The sequence below is a fragment of the Paraburkholderia sp. RAU2J genome (genome assembly GCF_003634845.1).
Classification (GTDB): domain Bacteria; phylum Pseudomonadota; class Gammaproteobacteria; order Burkholderiales; family Burkholderiaceae; genus Paraburkholderia; species Paraburkholderia fynbosensis.
Window position 1 is genome coordinate 454850 of record NZ_RBXG01000002.1, and the last position, 16907, is coordinate 471756.

The following is a 16907-nucleotide window of genomic DNA, read 5'->3' on the forward strand; positions in this document are numbered from 1 at the left end:
GCGAGCGATGTTCACTGCCTTCGACTACGCTGTAATGGCGGTGATCGGTTTGTCGGCGTTGCGCGGCACGTGGCGCGGTTTCTTGTCGGAGATATTCGGGCTGATCGGCTGGATCGCGGCGTTCTTCATTGCCTGCGAGTTTGTCGGCTACGTGGTGCCGTATATCCCGTCTCACTGGCCCGGCGGCGCATTGACCCAGTGGCTGCTGGCGTTCGCGCTGGTGGTGATCGGCGTGGTGCTCGTGACGAGCGTGGTGAGCGCGCTGCTGAGCCGCATCGTGCAGGCCACGGGCCTGGGCGGCGTGGACCGCTCGCTCGGTTTGATGTTCGGCCTCGTACGCGGGGTCATTCTGGTGCTGGTTCTGGTCGCCCTTGCAGGCTTGACCGAGCTGCCCGAACAGGAATTCTGGCGCAACGCCCTGCTGCGGCCCTATGCGGTCGAGGGCGTGCACGTAATGAAACCGCTGCTTCCCGAGACGCTTGCTGCCTACGTCCGTGTTTGACGAACCGGCAAGCGGTCAGAGGAACCGGCAGGACTCCGGCGCAAACCGGCTGCCCTAGCGTAACAGCGCGTACCGTCGCAAAACATCGCGTACGCCCCGAAGGAAGTCCCCTTGGGGGCTCGCTAACGCAGGCACCGGTCGCCACGACGAATTTCGTACCTTTGAAGGACATGCCATGTGCGGCATCGTAGGCGTAGTTTCCCACTCTCCGGTCAATCAGCTGATCTATGACAGCCTGCTGCTTCTGCAGCATCGCGGTCAGGACGCCGCCGGCATCGCGACAGCGAACGGCAGCAACTTCCACATGCACAAGGCCAACGGCATGGTGCGCGACGTGTTCCGCACGCGCAACATGCGCAGCCTGCCCGGCACCACCGGCATCGGCCAGGTCCGTTACCCGACCGCCGGTTCGGCGTCGAGCGAAGAAGAAGCCCAGCCGTTCTACGTGAACGCGCCGTTCGGCATCATCCTCGCGCACAACGGCAACCTGACCAACTGGCAGCAACTGAAAGATGAGATGTTCCGCATCGATCGGCGCCATATCAACACCAATTCCGACACGGAAGTCATGCTCAACGTGCTCGCGCACGAACTGCAGCTGGCTAGCTCCGGCCTGCAACTCGATCCGGCCGCGCTGTTCAACGCCGTCTCGGGCGTGCATCGCCGGGTGCGGGGTTCGTATGCGATCGTCTCGCTGATCGCCGGTTACGGACTGCTGGGCTTCCGTGACCCGTTCGGCATCCGTCCGCTGTGCCTCGGCAAGCTGGAAACGGCGGAAGGCGTCGAGTGGATGCTGGCGTCGGAATCGGTGGCGATCGAAGGCATTGGCTTCGAGTTCGTGCGCGACGTGGCACCGGGCGAAGCGATCTTTATCGACATCGACGGCAACCTGCACTCGCAGCAATGCGCGAAGGCCCCGAGCCTGAATCCCTGCATTTTCGAACTGGTGTATCTCGCGCGCCCGGACTCGGTGCTCGATGGCGTGCCGGTCTACAACGTGCGTCTGCGCATGGGCGATTATCTCGCCGAGAAGATCAAGCGTGAGCTGCCCGACGTCGCGATCGACGTCGTGATGCCGATTCCCGATTCGTCCCGTCCGGCCGCGATGCAGGTCGCGAAGAAGCTGGGCGTCGAGTACCGTGAAGGCTTCTTCAAGAACCGTTACGTGGGCCGTACCTTCATCATGCCGGGCCAGGCGGTGCGCAAGAAGTCAGTGCGCCAGAAGCTGAACGCGATGGGCATCGAGTTCAAGGGCAAGAACGTGCTGATCGTCGACGACTCGATCGTGCGCGGCACCACCTCGCACGAAATCGTGCAGATGGCGCGCGATGCGGGCGCGAACAAGGTGATCTTCGCGTCGGCGGCGCCGCCGGTGAAATTCCCGAACGTCTACGGCATCGACATGCCGACGCGCGGTGAACTCGTCGCTCACGGCCGCACGGACGACGAAGTCGCGCGCATGATCGGCGCAGACCACCTCGTGTACCAGGACGTGGATGCGCTGAAGCAGGCGGTGCGCGACATCAACCCGGCGCTGCATGAGTTCGAGGCATCGTGCTTCGACGGCAACTACGTGACCGGCGACGTGACGACCGAGTATCTCGACCGCATCGAAACCGCGCGTCTCGCACCGTCGTCGCAGTCGGATCGCGACGCCGCGAGCGAAGCGATCGACGGCGGCACGCCGGCACGTTCGCAGCTGCATCTGCAACTGTCGGTAGGTTGAGCGCGGTTTGCTCGACCGCTCCCGTAGCGCGGCGTGCTGCACGCCATGCTACGTGCGTGTTAGCATGACGGCTTGCGTCGATTTGATCTCAGCTTGCGGACGCGGGGCAACCCGAAACAGCTAAAGCGACAGGTGGAAAAGCCGCACTCACCCGCCTCCGCTCCAGCTTTCCCCGCACATGAAGCCCGCTTATGCCGACGCAAAAGCGGGCTTTTTTGTTGCTGCCGTTTGGCGTCGCGCATGGCTTCACAGGCGAGCCGCGCCGAACGCAGCCATCGAACATTGGAACCAGAACCAACATCATGGACGACTCCCTGAACTTCGATACGCTGGCAGTCCGCTCGGGCACGGTGCGCAGCGACTTCAACGAGCATTCGGAAGCCATCTTCCTGACCTCGAGCTTCGTGTTCGCGAGTGCCGCGGACGCCGCCGAGCGCTTCAAGAACTCCGAAGACAACTACACCTACTCGCGTTTCACGAACCCGACCGTGTCGATGTTCCAGGACCGCCTCGCCGCGCTCGAAGGCGGTGAAGCGTGCATGGCGACGGCCTCGGGGATGGCCGCGATCATGTCCGTGGTGATGTCCACGCTGCAGGCGGGCGACCACCTGGTGAGCTCGCAGGCGCTGTTCGGCTCGACGCTCGGCATGTTCTCGCAGATCTTCAGCAAGTTCGGCATTACGACCACCTTCGTCGATCCGACCAATCTCGATGCGTGGAAAAACGCCGTGCGCCCCGAGACGAAGATGTTCTTCCTCGAAACGCCGTCGAATCCGCTGACCGAAGTCTCCGATATCGAAGCGATCAGCAAGATTGCGAAAGCGGCGAACGCACTGTTCGTGGTCGACAACTGTTTCTGCAGCCCGGCATTGCAACAGCCGTTGAAGCTCGGCGCGGACGTCGTGATGCACTCGGCCACCAAATTCCTCGACGGTCAGGGCCGGGTGTTGGGCGGCGCGCTGGTCGGCTCGAAGAAATTCATCATGGAAAAAGTGTTTCCGTTCGTGCGCAGCGCAGGGCCGACGCTCTCCGCGTTCAACGCATGGGTGCTGCTCAAGGGCATGGAAACGCTGTCGCTGCGGGTTGAAAAGCAATCGGCGAACGCGCTTGAAATCGCGCGCTGGCTGCAGACGCATCCGGCCGTGAATCGCGTGTTCTATCCAGGGCTTGAATCGCATCCGCAGCATGCACTGGCGATGCGTCAGCAGAAGTCGGGCGGCGCGATCCTGTCGTTCGAACTGAAGGGCGGTACGCCCGAGCAGATGCGCGAGAACGCCTGGCGCGTGATCGACAACACGGAGATCTGCTCGATCACCGGCAACCTCGGCGATACGCGTACGACCATCACGCATCCGGCCACCACCACGCACGGTCGCGTGACGCCGGAAGCGCGCGCGGCGGCGGGCATCAGTGAAGGCTTGATCCGTCTTGCCGTGGGTCTGGAAAATGCCGCGGATATTCGCGGTGATCTGGAGCGGGGTCTGGCGGGTTGAGTTGCGCTTGTCGCAAGAGCGCCAGTTGCAGCGGCGCTTTTGCCAACCGCATGAGCGGGCCGCACCGTCAGGCGGCTCGCGCAACGAAACTCAGTGGCGTAACGCGCGCCACTGACCGGGTGCAAGCCCGAAGCGTCGCGTGAACGCATGCGTGTACGCGCTTTGGTCGCCGAAGCCGATGTCCAGCGCGATATCGGTCAACGAAAGACGCGGGTCCGCGAGCAGCGTGATCGACGTGTCGAGTCGCAGTCGTTGCAAATAGCGATGCGGCGTTTCGCCGAACGCGTCGACAAAAAGCTGGTGAAAGCGCCGCATGCCGAAACCGCAATGCGCGGCGAGATCGGCGATCCGCAATGGCTCCGACAGATGTGCGCGCAGCCAGCGATCGATCCGCGCGAAGTCGAGACCGGCGCCAACTGTTTGCGTGCCGGCCGTCGTGCCGGTGTCGGCCACCAACGCAGCGCCGAGACGCGCGGCTGCATCCCAGTGGAAACGCCGGCTGTCCAAGTCGTCTCCTTGCGCGCCGCCGGTTGCGTGCGCCGCGATCCGGTGCACGAGTTGCGTGAGCGTCGCGTCGACACTCACGGCACGTGCGCGATCGAACAAACGTTCCGGCACGGCGAGCGAGCTAGCCGGCAAATCCAGCACCAACTGCCGGTTTTCGCCGACCCCCGCGTAATCGTGCCGTGCACCGGCCGGGATCAGCCATGCGCAGCCGGCGTCGATCTGCTGCGCGACGCCGTCGACCGCCATCACCATCGCGCCGTCGAGTCCGAGCACGACCTGATGAAAGTCGTGCACGTCCGACGCTTCGATCGCGCCGTAGCGGCGCAGCGAAACGCTAGGAGCAGTGACGGCGGCATGACTCATGGCGGTGACCGGTCGACGATGCGCAACGACAAAAACAGCGAAGCGCTTAAACGCCGAGCAGTTCGACTTCGAACACGAGCGTCGCATTCGGCGGAATCACGCCGCCCGCGCCGCGCACGCCGTAGCCGAGTTGCGGCGGGATGGTCAGCTTGCGCGTGCCGCCGACCTTCATGCCTTGCACGCCTTCGTCCCACCCCTTGATGACCATGCCGCCGCCCAATACGAAAGCGAACGGGTCGTTGCGGTCCTTGCTCGAGTCGAACTTCTGGCCGTCGGTCAGCCAGCCGGTGTAGTGCACGCTGACGGTCTTGCCTGCCACCGCTTCGGCGCCGGTGCCTTCAACGATGTCTTCGTACTTCAGGCCGGATTCGGTAGTCACAGTCGACATGTGTCGCTCCTTGGTCAAAAACGTAAAAACCGACATTGTAGGCGTGTTGACGCCGCATCGCGCAGGAATGCCGCGTGGCACGCGGATTGCGGAGTATCTGGCCGTCCGGCCAGGCTGGTCGAGCCGGACAGCTTGCCTATAATGGGGCTTCTTTCAATCACCCAGCACTGCCTGAGAGGGCTCGATCGTGACAACGTCTTCAAGCGGGACTGCCGGGGGCGCACAGCCGGTTCCTTCCGGCTTCGCCGTATCCGAACGCACTGCGCGTCTGCGCGCCGAAACCGCGCTTTTCATGCGCGATCACGTGCTGTCGCTGGTGTCGCACGATCTGCGTGGTCCGTTGAATGCCATTCATAGTTGGGCTTACGTGCTGGAGCGCAAGCTCGATGCGAACGACCCCAACGCGCAGCGCGCCGTCGCCGGTATCCGTAGCGGCGTGGATCAGCAGGTGAAACTGCTCGAAACGATCGTCGACGCGACGCGCGCCGAAACCAGATCGCTGACGCTCGCCTATGCGCCGTTTCCATTGCATCCGCTGCTCGACGAAACCATCGACGAAGTCCGCACGAACCTCGCGCGTACGCGCAGCGTGGAAATCACCCTCGACTCGCAACTTTCCACCGAGCAACTGAATGGCGACCGCGAGCGCCTTGCCGCCGCACTGTGGCTGATGCTCACGTTCGCCGTCGAAGCGAGCGTGGAAGGTGGCGCTGTCACGCTGAGCACGCGCGCCGAGCCGGGCGCGTGGCACACCACGGTCAACTACGAGATGAACGAAGCGGCGTTGAACGACATCGCGTTGCCGCACGTGCTGGAAGCATTTGCCCGCAAGCAGGCCGTCGAGCCGCGTGAGGCGAAGCGGATCGCGTGGGTGTTCGCGCTCTGCAAGCGCGTTGCGGAAGCGCACGGCGGCAGTTTCGAGCAAAGCGACGCAAGCGACGGCGAAGCTGCCACGCTCGCGCTGCGTGTACCGCTGAGCGCGACGGCGCCGAAGTGACCGCGCGGCTCCGGCTTCTTGCATTCGATTAACTTTTCATCGAGCTTTCACCCTCTATACTGACAACTTTTGTTGCCGGAGCCCCTCGCTTTGATTCAGGTCGTCGCCCTTATCGGTGCGTTGTTTCTCGTTGCCCTCAACGGCTTTTTCGTCGCCGCCGAGTTCGGTCTGGTCAAACTGCGGCAGACGCGCGTGCAAAACCTCGCGACCCGGCACGGCCTGCGCGGACGCTTGCTCGCCAAGGTGCATGGGCGGCTCGATGCCTATCTGTCCGCCTGTCAGCTCGGTATTACGCTCGCGTCGCTCGGGCTCGGCTGGATCGGCGAGCCCGCATTCGCGGAATTGATCTCGCCGCTGCTCCATCTCGTCGGCGTCGAATCGGAGCGGATGGTCCACGCCATTTCGCTGTTCTTCGCGTTTTCGTGCATTTCGTTCCTGCATATCGTGGTGGGCGAGCTCGCGCCGAAGTCACTGGCCATTCGTGAGGCGGAGAAGGTGTCGCTGTGGGCCGCAATGCCGCTGTACGGCTTCTACTGGGCGATGTATCCGGCGATCTGGGTGCTCAATTCGAGCGCCAACGCGGTGCTGCGGCTCGCAGGACTCGATGCCGACCGCGGCCACGATTCCCATTACTCCACCGACGAACTCAAGCTGATCCTGCGCGGCCGCCGCGCCAACGTCGCGACCGGACGGGGGTCGCCCGAAGACGCCTACAGCCAGGACGAGTGGAACACGATCGCGCATTCGCTGGACTTTTCGCGCATGACTGTGTCGGACCTGATGCGGCCGGCCTATGAAATGGTCGGCTTGCGGCGCGATCTGCCGATCCGCGAAAACATGCAGCTGGTGGCGCGGCATCGCTTCAGCCGCTATCCGCTGTTCGAAGACGCGTCGGGCGAGCGCGTGGCCGGCATGATCCATTTGAAGGATCTGTTGCTCGCGCGTCAGGCCGGCAGCACGCTCGAGGATCTCTCCCACTACACGCGGCCCGTGCAATACGTGAAGCCGGATATGCCGGCGCTCGAATTGTTTCGCCGCTTCCGCAAGGGCGCGCCGCATCTGGCGCTAGTCGGTCGCAAGAACGCGAAGCCGATCGGCTTTCTGACGCTCGACAATCTGCTGGGCGCACTGGTCGGTCAGATTCACGACGAATTCCGTCAGGGCGACGCCGATTGGACCCGCATGGACGACGGCACGCTGATGGGCAAGGGCAGCTTGCCGGTGGTGTCGCTGGAGCGCGCGTTGGGGATCGATATCGACGAGGGCAAGGCCGAGTCGGTGGGCGGTCTCGTGATCCAGGCGCTGAACGATCTGCCTACCGAAGGCCAGCGCGTGGAGTTCGACCGCTTCGACGTGGTGGTCAAGAAGATGAAAGGGCCGCGCATCGTGCTCGTGCGCGTCTATCCGAAGAGCTTCGACGACGAAGGCGGTTGAAGCACGGAGGCTTCAACCGCCTTCGATTCGAAGAACACACACGATCAACTGCGCGGCACCCCATCTTCGACCAGCACCGCAATGGGCATCGCCGCCAGCGCATCGCGCAGATACAGCAGGCCGTTTTCATCGACCTTCGGCGCGGCCGGACTCAGCCAGTCGAACAACGCTCGCGCTGACAGATCGGCCGGCATTTCCACCGCCGTATCGGCCCATTTCGCCGGATCGACCATCGGCAGATCGCCGTCGTCGCCGAGCAGTCCGGCGGCGAGCCGGCTCGCTACCACCACTGCCCATGCGTTGCCATGCCGCCGCGCAAACGCAATTGCATTCGATGCATGCGCCCCGCGCACCACGAGCGGCAGATACATGCTCTGACTCAGCAACTCCGGCAGATGCGCGCGCAACGCGAGCACCCGTTGTATGACCGCGAGTTTCACGCGCCCATTGCGCCAGTTCGGCAGGAATTCAGATGGCGGCGTCTCGACGAGCCATGCCTCGCGTTTGGCGAAATCGACAGGCCGCCGGTTGTCTGGGTCGACGAGGCTGAAGTCCCATAACTCGGTGCCCTGATAAAGATCGGGAATCCCAGGCGATGCCAGTCGCAACACCGTTTGCTGCAAGCTATTGAGCGCGCCCGCGCGGCTGATTCGCGCGACGAACGCGGACAGTTCCTTCAGAAATCCGTCGCGCCGCTGCGGCGCCAGAATGTCGAACAGAAAATCGCGGCAGCCGGCTTCGTACGCTTCATCGGGTGCGAGCCAGCTGGTTTGCAGCTTCGCTTCGCGCAGTGCCTTCAACTGCCATTGCGCGACGCGCTCGGCCAGTGCCTTGACGCCTGCTTCGTCGTCCGCCTGCAGTTCCGGCGGCCAGCAGCCCACCAGCGTTTGATACAGCATCGCTTCGGCGGCGGGGCCGGGCGCCCACGCGGCGCTTGCGCCCCGGCCAGGGCCAACGGTGCTGATCGGCTTGCCGTCGAGCGCTCGCCGTTGCGGCGCGTTCAACGTGGACCATGCACGCAGCGTCGCACCCCAATCGTCGGCGATTTCGCTCAACACCGCGAGTCGCGCGCGCACATCTTCGCCACGCTTGTGATCATGCGTCGCCGTGGCCAGCAGCGCGTGCGGAAAGCGTTGCGAACGCTCGAGATTCGCCGCATGAAACTGCTCGACCGACAATGCGAATTCGCCCGGGTCCGAGCCCACTTCGTTGCGTGACAGCAATCGGCCGTAGCGATAGCACGCCGTATCTTCGATCGCCTTCGCGGCGACCGGCGCGGTCAACTGCGAAAACAACGTCTGCGCAGTGCGCCGCGAGGAGTTCGCATGACTCGGCGGCACACCGTTCTGTGCTTGCTGCGGTGCTATGCCGGCGCGCGTGGGCGGCGTGTCGTCGGCACTGCCGCCGAGCCACGCGTTCACGCGCTCCAACGCGACATGGTCCGCGCGCGACAGCACCGCTCGTGCGCCGGCTAGCGCCTGCTCGAAATCGTGGTTGTCGGCGGCGCTGCGCAAGCCGCTTTGCGGATAGATCCGATACACCGGGAAATGCACGACCAGTTCGGTCAGCACGCGGCGCAACGTGGTGAAGGTGAAGTCGCGCGTCGTCAGCGAATCGCGGGCGATACGATGCAACGCCCGCGCCGCGCGGTCCAGTTCCGCCGAGAGGTTCTCCGCGAGAATCTTGCGGCGCGCGGCGAGCGCTTCGTCCGCGAAACACGGGCTGCGGCCGGTGAGTTCGGCCCATGTCCGCGCGAGCGGTTCGGCGCCGGCCGGATCGTGCAGCAGGGCGCCCACGTCGTTCATGAAGTCGTAGCCGGTCGTACCGTCGACGGGCCAGTCGTCGCGCAGCGGCTCGCCGCGGCCGAGAATCTTTTCGACTACCACATAGGGCGCGGTGTCGCGCAGTTCGGTGAGCCGCTGCCGTAAGCGCTGGCAGTATTCGCGCGGCTCGGCGAGACCGTCGATGTGATCGATGCGCAAACCGTCCACGAGTCGTTCCTGATACAGCCGGAAAACCAGCGCATGCACGGCGTCGAACACTTCGGGCCGTTCCACCCGCACACCCGCCAGCGTCGAGATATCGAAGAAACGCCGCCAGTTCACTTCATCGGAGGCGGTGCGCCACCATGCAAGCCGGAAGTGCTGCCGCTCGATCAGCCGATGCAAGCGGTCACGCGTGACCGGGTCTTCGGGCGCATACGCCTGCAACGCGAACTCGATGGCCGACTCGCCGTTTTGCGTGACGAACTCGCGCAGTTCGTCACGCCCTTCGGCGGCGCGCGGCTGATCGGTGGGCTGCGTCGTCAGTCCGTGGAAGCGTTCGGCGAGCGCGCTCACATCGGCGCGCTCGGCGCTTTGCAGGATCGACGCGTAGTCGATCGGGCATACGGGAAACACATGCGGACCGTAGCCGATATAAAAACGCCCGCTGGCGGCCGCGAAACGCAGTGCGATGCGGCCTGCCGCGAGTTCGTCGCCGTAGGGCGCGCCGAGCGTGGGCAGCAGCACCTTGCCGCGCAGCGCGGGATCGGGCGAATGCCAGTCGACGTCGAAGTGCCGCGCGTAGGCGCTATGGCGGCCCCACTCGAGGATATCGAGCCACCAGGCGTTGCTCGATCCGCCCACACCCATATGGTTCGGCACCATGTCGACGATCAGCCCCATGTTGCGCGCGCGCAGTTTGTCGACGAGGCGCTTCAAGCCCGCCTCGCCGCCGCATTCGGCGCTGACCTGGGTGTAGTCGACGGTGTCGTAGCCGTGCGTCGAGCCCGGCTCGGCCGTCGTGATCGGCGACGCGTACAGGTGGCTGATGCCGAGCGCGGCGAAGTAATCGACGTGCTGCGCGGCGTCGTCGAACGTGAAGCCTCGATGGAACTGGAGGCGCAGCGTGGAGCGCGGGGCGGTCATGGCGTATCAGGCTCCGGAGGAGTGCCAGAGGCAACGGTGGAAGGACGGGGCGCGGCACGGCGCGCGCGATCCACCGCCAGCAGGCGATCGTTGAGGGTGCCGTCGTTGAACATTTCGTCGATCGGCAGGCTCATGCGGCGGCGCCAGTTCGGATGCTCGTCGATCGAGCCGGGCAGGTTTGGTTGATCGACCAGCGCGAGCAGGTCTTCGAGCGGAAACGTGACGAGTGGGCCGGGCGTCGCCGCGACGAACGCCAGCGCTTCGTCGACCGGCGCGCTGTCGGGCGGCGGCGGGCCCACTTGCGGGGCGGCCACGCCGGCTTGCTGGAAAGCGCGCCACAACGCGGCGCGGTCGGCCGCGCGCTCCTCCTGGGCGGCCTGCTCGGGATCGCGACCGTCGGCGCGTGCCATCGTCTGCCCGATCCGGTTGCGCCATGTGATGTCGCTGCCGCGCCACCAGCCGGCCACCGTCGGCAGATCGTGCGTGGTGGTGGTGCCGACCGCGTTGCGATCCCACTCCTGCGGCGGCTTGAAACCGTTGCCGTCGTGCGCGCCCTCGAACCACAGCACGCGAATCCCGGCGATGCCGTGATCGTCGAGCCGCTCGCGAAAACCGGGCGGCACGGTGCCGAGATCCTCGCCGATCACGATCGCGCGATGCCGCCACGATTCGAGCGCGATCAGGCGCAGCAGGTCTTCGAGCGGATAGCGCAGATAGGCGCCGTTGCGCGCGCTCTCGCCTTCGGGCACGAGCCACAGGCGCCGCAGGCCGAGAATGTGATCGATGCGGATGCCGCCCGCGTGCGCGAACGCGGCGCGCAGCATGTCGATGAACGCGGAGAAGCCCTGGGTGCGCATCGCGCGCGGCGAGAAGGTGGTGAGGCCCCACGCCTGGCCGGCCTGGTTGAACAGGTCCGGCGGCGCGCCGACCGACACGCCTTGCAGCATGTCGTCGCGATACGACCATGCGTGACTGCCGGCGCTGTCGCAGCCCACCGCGAGATCGGCGATGAGACCGACGGCCATGCCCGCCTCGTGCGCCGCGTGCTGCGCGTGCGACAAACCCTTCGCGGCGAGCCATTGCAGGAACAGATGGAAATCGACCTCGTGACGGTTGGCGTCGGCGAAAGCTTCGACTTCCGGGCTGCGCGGATCGCGCAATGCTTCGGGCCAGTTGCGCCAATGTCCGTCGCCGCCTTGCGCGAGTTGCTGCGCTTGCAGCGTTTCGAACCGCGCGTGGTCTTCGAGGGCGCGTCCGGCGCGCTCGCAGAAGCCGTGGAATTCGAGCGCGCGCGGCGTGTCCTGGGCCCGGTCGTGCGTGCAGAATTGTTCGTAGAGCGCGCGCAACAGCTTCAGCTTCAGCGTGACCGCGCTCGGCCAGTCGATCAGCGGAAGACCTTCGAGCGCCGCCCAGGCGTCGCCGGCCTGCGCGGCGTCGAGCGCGGCGCGCACGGCGTCCGCGCCGAACACCGCGGCGGGGTCGATATGCGTGACGTTCAGCCACAAGCGCGACGACGGCGAATAGGGGCTGAAGCGATTCGGCTCCGCGCTGAACATCGCGTGCGTCGGACTGACGGCGAGCGCATGCGCGCCACGCTGCGCGCTGTCGACGGCGACACGCGCGAGCGCCGAATAGTCGCCGATGCCGCCGTCACCGTTGCGCCGCAAGCCGTACAGTTGCGCGGCGATACCCCACAGCGGCGGCGTCGGTGTCGCGTCGTCGGGATGCAGCGTGCGCCACGCGTCGTCGACGGTGTAGCAGCGCGAGGGCGCGATGGCCAGCGTCACGCGTTGCTCGTTGATGACGAGCGTGTGATAGCCGGGTTCGTCGATCGGCGCGAGCAACGCCTCTGCGCCTTTGGGCGCGGAAAATCGGCCGTCGATGATCGAGCCGCTTTCGAGTTCGATCCGGTAGTGGCTGCCCGATTTGACCGCCGCGATGTGCAGCGCGATGCCGCGCCCGACCTCGGCGGTCATCAGCGGCGGCATTTTGCGGCCCGACAGTTCGGCGTCCAGAGCCGCGGTGCTGTGGCGGATTTGCGTGGCGTTGCCGCACGGCAGACCCATCTGTTCGAGCAGCACCGCGAGGGTCTTCTCGGGCACATGCTGTGTCGCATGGTGCGCGTCCTGCCACTCGACCTCGAAGCCGGCGCGGGTGGCGAGGGTGGCGATCGTGTCGCCGGGGCGTCGGGTAGTCACGCGCGGCGCTCCTGTTGACTCGCGATGCGGGCATCGTGGCCGATGGCGTAGTCGCTCACGTCGCCGCTCAGCCATGCAACGAACGCGTGCGCCGGCAGCAGGCCGGCGTCGATCTGCTCGCGCACGCGCGGTGGCGTTTCGAAAATGACCTTGCCGGCGGGGACGTGCCCGAACGCGACGTTTTCCTTCGACAGATTCAGCGCGATCGACAAGGTCTCGCCGTCGCCCAGTTTCCAGCGGGCGACCAGCGCGTTCGCATCGCCGCCGTTCGCCGCAGCCAGCACGCTCGCGCCGAGCGCCTTGCTGTGTTTCAGACGCGGCGTGATCAGCTTGGCGCGGACGGCGAGCGCGGATTTGTAGAAATGCATCCAGTCGAGACGGTCTTTCGCATCGGCATCGGCATCGGCATCGCTTGGCGCAGGCGCTTGCGCAAGCGCGGGCGGGACCGATGCGGCGAACGTCTTCACATCGTTCGGATCGGGAATCTGCGCGCGCCGCTTTTCATCGCTGAATGACGAGAAGCGCGCGAATTCGCGGCGGCGTCCTTCGCGCACGGCGTCGGCGAGCTCGCCGGTGTAATCGGTGAAGAACAGGAACGGCTGCGTCGAGCCATATTCCTCGTCCATGAACAGCAGCGGGATTTGCGGCGACAGCAGCAACAGGCCGGTGGCGGCGCGCAACGCCTCGTCCGAAGTCAGCTTGCGCAGCCGCTCGCCGAATGCGCGGTTGCCGATCTGATCGTGATTTTGCAGAAACATCACGAACGACGTGGGCGGCAAATGCCCGCTCGCTTCACCACGCGGTTTGCCGTCGTGAATCGGCGACGGGTCGCCCTGATATGCGAAGCCTTCCGAGAGCACGCGCGCAAGACGGCGGATCGGCTGATCTTCGTACGCGTGGTAGTAGCCTTCCGTTTCGCCGGTCAGCAGGACGTGCAGCGTGTTGTGCGCGTCGTCGTTCCATTGCGCGTCGAAATGCGTTTCCAGCAGACTCGCGCTGTTGTGCTCGTTTTCCAGCACCAGATGCACATGCCGCCCATGCTGCACCTTCGCGCGAATATGCTCGGACAGGTCGCGCAGCCACGCGTGATTGTCGATCGCGTGCACCGCGTCGAAACGCAGACCGTCGATCCGGTATTCGTTGATCCAGTAGACGGCATTGTCCGTGAAGAAATCGCTCACTTCACTGCGGCTGAAATCGATGGCCGGCCCCCACGGCGTATGCGTACCCTCGCGGAAAAACGAACGTGCATACGCGTGCAGATAATTGCCGTCCGGGCCGAAGTGGTTGTAGACCACGTCGAGGAACACCATCAGGCCGAGACCGTGCGCGGCGTCGATCAGCGCTTTCAGTTCTTCGGGGCGGCCGTACGCGGAATCGGGCGCATAGGGCAGCACGCCGTCATAGCCCCAATTGTGCTTGCCGGGGAAATCGTTCAACGGCATCAGTTCGATCGCGGTGACGCCGAGCGCGACGAGCGCGGGCAAGCGCTTCTGCACACCCGCATAGCCGCCCATCGCGCCCACGTGCAGCTCGTACAGCACGGTTTCTTCCCATGGCCGGCCATGCCAGTTCGTGTGTTCCCAATGGTATGCGCGCGGATCGATGACTTCGCTCGGACCGTGCACGTCCTGCGGCTGAAAGCGCGAGGCTGGATCAGGCACTGCCTGTCCGCCGTCGAGCCGGAACCGGTACAGCGTGCCTGCGCCGCCCTCCACGGTGGCTTCGAACCAGCCGTTGCCGGCGGATGTCATCTCGTGCGCGCCTTGCGCCGGACCGTTTTCGATAGCGACCTGCACGCTCTTGCACGACGGCGCCCAGAAACGAAACCGCGTGCACGGCTTCGAACCCGTCGCGCCGAGCAACTGCGCGCTGAACGGCAGGCAATGCGCGTGATGATGCGCGTGAGGATCAATCGGACTTTCAGACATGATTCTTCACCATTCGAATGTGCTGTCGAACCGCGCCACGCGTGTGACGCATGGCGTCGTGCGCGCGGAGCGCGTTCGCAGAACCGCACGCGTGACCAAGCGTGCCGTCTGCCTGCTGTTCGTGCCGCGATGCGGCTGCCATCGCGTCGTTACTCAACTGCCGGCGTCAAGTGCTCGGCGACGTGTCGCTGCTGGGCGCATGCGCGCCCGGATCGGGCGGCAATGCCGTCAGGAGCCGCGGCCCATGTTGCACCCCGGCTTTCCAACCCGCCTGCCAATCCGCCTCGCCGACCGGTTGCGCGGCCAGCATCACGAGCCCGTGCGCGGCCACCTCGACCTCGGTCACCGCCAGCCGATGCGGCGCGCTATCCGGCTCTGCAGTGTCTAGCAGCACGTGCCATTCCAGATGAGGAGCGGGTGGCTGAAACCGCAGTGTTTCCTCGTTCGCGTTGAGCATCATCAACAATACTTCGGTTTCGCCATTCAAACCTGGTCCCGCGCGACGTAATGTGAATGCGCGGCCTTCGGGGTCCTGCCACGCTTCGATGGTGAGCGGATCGCCGCGCTCGTCGAACCAGCCGACATCGAACAGGCCCGGCAGTACTTCGCGGTCGCCGAATAGAAACCGCGTTTCGCGTAGCAGCGGATGATGCTTGCGCAACGCGATCACGCGCGCGACGAAGTCGGTCATCTGGCGGCCGTCCGCCGACGCCGCGCGCTCCCAGTCGAGCCATGATATTTCGTTATCCTGGCAGTACGCATTGTTGTTGCCGTTCTGCGTGCGCAGCGATTCGTCGCCGGCCAGCACCATCGGCGTGCCGAGCGCCATCAGCACCGTGGCGATCAGCGAGCGCGCCACGCGTTTGCGCATGCCGAGAATCGCGGGGTCGTCGGTCGGCCCCTCCGCGCCCCAGTTGCGGCTGCAATTCTCGTTGTGGCCATCGTTGTTGTCTTCGCCATTCGCTTCGTTGTGCTTCTGCTCGTAGGCGGTGACGTCCGCTAGCGTGAAGCCGTCGTGCGACGTGACGAAGTTGATCGACGCCCACGGTTTCCTGAAGCGCCGGTTGAAGAGGTCGGCCGACCCGGTCAGACGTGCGGCGAGATCGGGGCGCAAGCCAGCGTCGCCGCGCCAGAAACGGCGCACGGTGTCGCGAAAACGATCGTTCCATTCGCCGAAGCCCGGCGGATGGTTGCCGAGCTGATAGCCGCCCGGCCCGATGTCCCACGGCTCGGAAATCAGCTTGCGCTGCGACAGGATCGGGTCCTGGCGCAGCGCGTCGAAAAATCCCGAGCCGGGATCGAAGCCGTGCTGCTCGCGCCCGAGCGTCACGCCGAGATCGAAGCGAAAGCCGTCGATATTGAATGCCGTCGACCAGTAGCGCAGCGAGTCCATCACCATCTGCAGCACGCGCGGATGCGGCAGGTTCATCGTGTTGCCGCAACCGGTGTCGTTGATATGGTGGCGCTCGTCGCCGGGAATCAGGCGGTAGTAGCTGGCATTGTCGAGGCCGCGCCACGACACGGTCGGGCCCATCTCGTTGCCTTCGCAGGTGTGGTTATAGACCACGTCGAGAATCACCTCGATGCCGGCCGCGTGCAACTGGCGCACGGCAATGCGCATTTCGTCGAGCCGGTGTGTGCTCAGATACGAGGGCTCCGGCGCGAAGAACGCGGCGCTGTTGTAGCCCCAGTAGTTGCGCAGGCCGCGCTCCACGAGGAAGCGATCGTTGAGAAACGCGTGGACCGGCAGCAGTTCGACCGCGGTCACGCCGAGCTTCAGCAGATGCTCGATGAACTCCGGCGACGCCAGCGCCGCGAACGTGCCGCGTTCGTGTTGACGCAAATCGGCGCGCAGCATCGACGCGCCGCGCACGTGCGTTTCGTAGATGATGGTTTCGCCCCACGGCACGTTCGGGCGCTTGTCGTGCGACCAGTCGAACGCCTCGTCGATCACGACGCATTTCGGCATGGCCGGCGCCGAATCGCGCCGGTCGATGGAAAGGTCGGCGCGATTCGAGTGCACGCGATAACCGAACAGCGCATCCGACCAGCGAAACTGCCCGACCAGTTTGCGCGCATACGGATCGAGCAGCAGCTTGTGCGGGTTGAAGCGATGTCCCTGGTGCGGCTGATACGGCCCATGCGCGCGAAAGCCGTAGGCAGTGCCCGGATGCGCATTCGGCAGGTAGCCGTGCCAGACTTCGTCGGTACATTCGGGCAGGGTGAAACGACGGATTTCCTTGCGGCCGGTGGGGTCGAACAGGCAGAGCTCGATTTTTTGCGCATTCGCCGAGAACACTGCAAAGTTGACGCCGAGGCCATCCCAACTCGCGCCGAGCGGATACGGCGAGCCCGGCAGAAGCCGGTCGGGCATTGCATGCGACATGATTCCCCTTTTTCTGTTCTGATTTATGAACGCCAGCCTGGGTCTTCATGCAACGGGCGCGCGGCGCAAACGG

General features: G+C 65.1%; 11 protein-coding genes. 5 read left to right on the forward strand and 6 right to left on the reverse strand.

What is annotated here, in order from left to right; genetic code table 11:
• Positions 1-7 precede the first annotated feature (7 nt).
• From B0G69_RS19505 to B0G69_RS19515, 3 genes are all read left to right on the forward strand, one after another.
• Positions 8-502, forward strand: coding sequence for a CvpA family protein (locus B0G69_RS19505; RefSeq protein WP_121320202.1), 495 nt, complete (start codon positions 8-10; stop codon positions 500-502).
• A gap of 175 nt (positions 503-677) precedes the next feature.
• A complete protein-coding gene (gene purF / locus B0G69_RS19510) occupies positions 678-2228 on the forward strand; it encodes an amidophosphoribosyltransferase (RefSeq protein ID WP_121320204.1) in 1551 nt (516 codons plus the stop codon).
• Between the two features lie 302 nt (positions 2229-2530).
• Positions 2531-3721: an O-succinylhomoserine sulfhydrylase gene (locus B0G69_RS19515; protein WP_121323776.1), complete on the forward strand. Its 1191-nt coding sequence runs from the start codon at positions 2531-2533 to the stop codon at positions 3719-3721.
• A gap of 90 nt (positions 3722-3811) precedes the next feature.
• Here the strand turns inward: B0G69_RS19515 and B0G69_RS19520 are convergent, their stop codons facing one another.
• On the reverse strand, positions 3812-4591 hold the full coding sequence (locus B0G69_RS19520) for an AraC family transcriptional regulator (RefSeq protein WP_121320206.1): 780 nt from the start codon (positions 4589-4591) through the stop codon (positions 3812-3814).
• A gap of 46 nt (positions 4592-4637) precedes the next feature.
• Positions 4638-4979, reverse strand: a complete 342-nt coding sequence (locus B0G69_RS19525; protein ID WP_027803023.1) for an FKBP-type peptidyl-prolyl cis-trans isomerase — start codon at positions 4977-4979, stop codon at positions 4638-4640.
• Positions 4980-5166: 187 nt separating this feature from the next.
• On the opposite strand from B0G69_RS19525, the gene B0G69_RS19530 reads away from it, so the two are divergent.
• Both B0G69_RS19530 and B0G69_RS19535 read left to right on the forward strand, forming a co-directional pair.
• On the forward strand, positions 5167-5976 hold the full coding sequence (locus tag B0G69_RS19530) for a HAMP domain-containing sensor histidine kinase (RefSeq protein ID WP_121320208.1): 810 nt from the start codon (positions 5167-5169) through the stop codon (positions 5974-5976).
• Positions 5977-6066: 90 nt separating this feature from the next.
• Positions 6067-7410 carry a hemolysin family protein gene (locus B0G69_RS19535; RefSeq protein WP_121320210.1) on the forward strand — a complete coding sequence of 448 codons (1344 nt, stop codon included), beginning with the start codon at positions 6067-6069 and terminating at the stop codon, positions 7408-7410.
• A 44-nt stretch (positions 7411-7454) separates the two neighbouring features.
• On the opposite strand, the gene treY is transcribed toward B0G69_RS19535, so the two are convergent.
• The 4 genes from treY to glgX form a co-directional block, all read right to left on the reverse strand.
• Positions 7455-10319 carry a malto-oligosyltrehalose synthase gene (gene treY, locus B0G69_RS19540; protein WP_121320212.1) on the reverse strand — a complete coding sequence of 955 codons (2865 nt, stop codon included), beginning with the start codon at positions 10317-10319 and terminating at the stop codon, positions 7455-7457.
• Positions 10316-12517 (reverse strand): 4-alpha-glucanotransferase, encoded by a 2202-nt coding sequence (gene malQ / locus B0G69_RS19545; RefSeq protein WP_121320214.1) that lies wholly within the window; start codon positions 12515-12517, stop codon positions 10316-10318. The genes treY and malQ overlap by 4 nt, the downstream gene beginning before the upstream one ends.
• Positions 12514-14448 carry a malto-oligosyltrehalose trehalohydrolase gene (gene treZ / locus B0G69_RS19550; RefSeq protein WP_121320216.1) on the reverse strand — a complete coding sequence of 645 codons (1935 nt, stop codon included), beginning with the start codon at positions 14446-14448 and terminating at the stop codon, positions 12514-12516. Before treZ ends, malQ begins: the two co-directional genes overlap by 4 nt.
• Positions 14449-14614: 166 nt before the next feature.
• Positions 14615-16834: a glycogen debranching protein GlgX gene (glgX, locus tag B0G69_RS19555; RefSeq protein WP_121320218.1), complete on the reverse strand. Its 2220-nt coding sequence runs from the start codon at positions 16832-16834 to the stop codon at positions 14615-14617.
• Between the last annotated feature and the right edge of the window lie 73 nt (positions 16835-16907).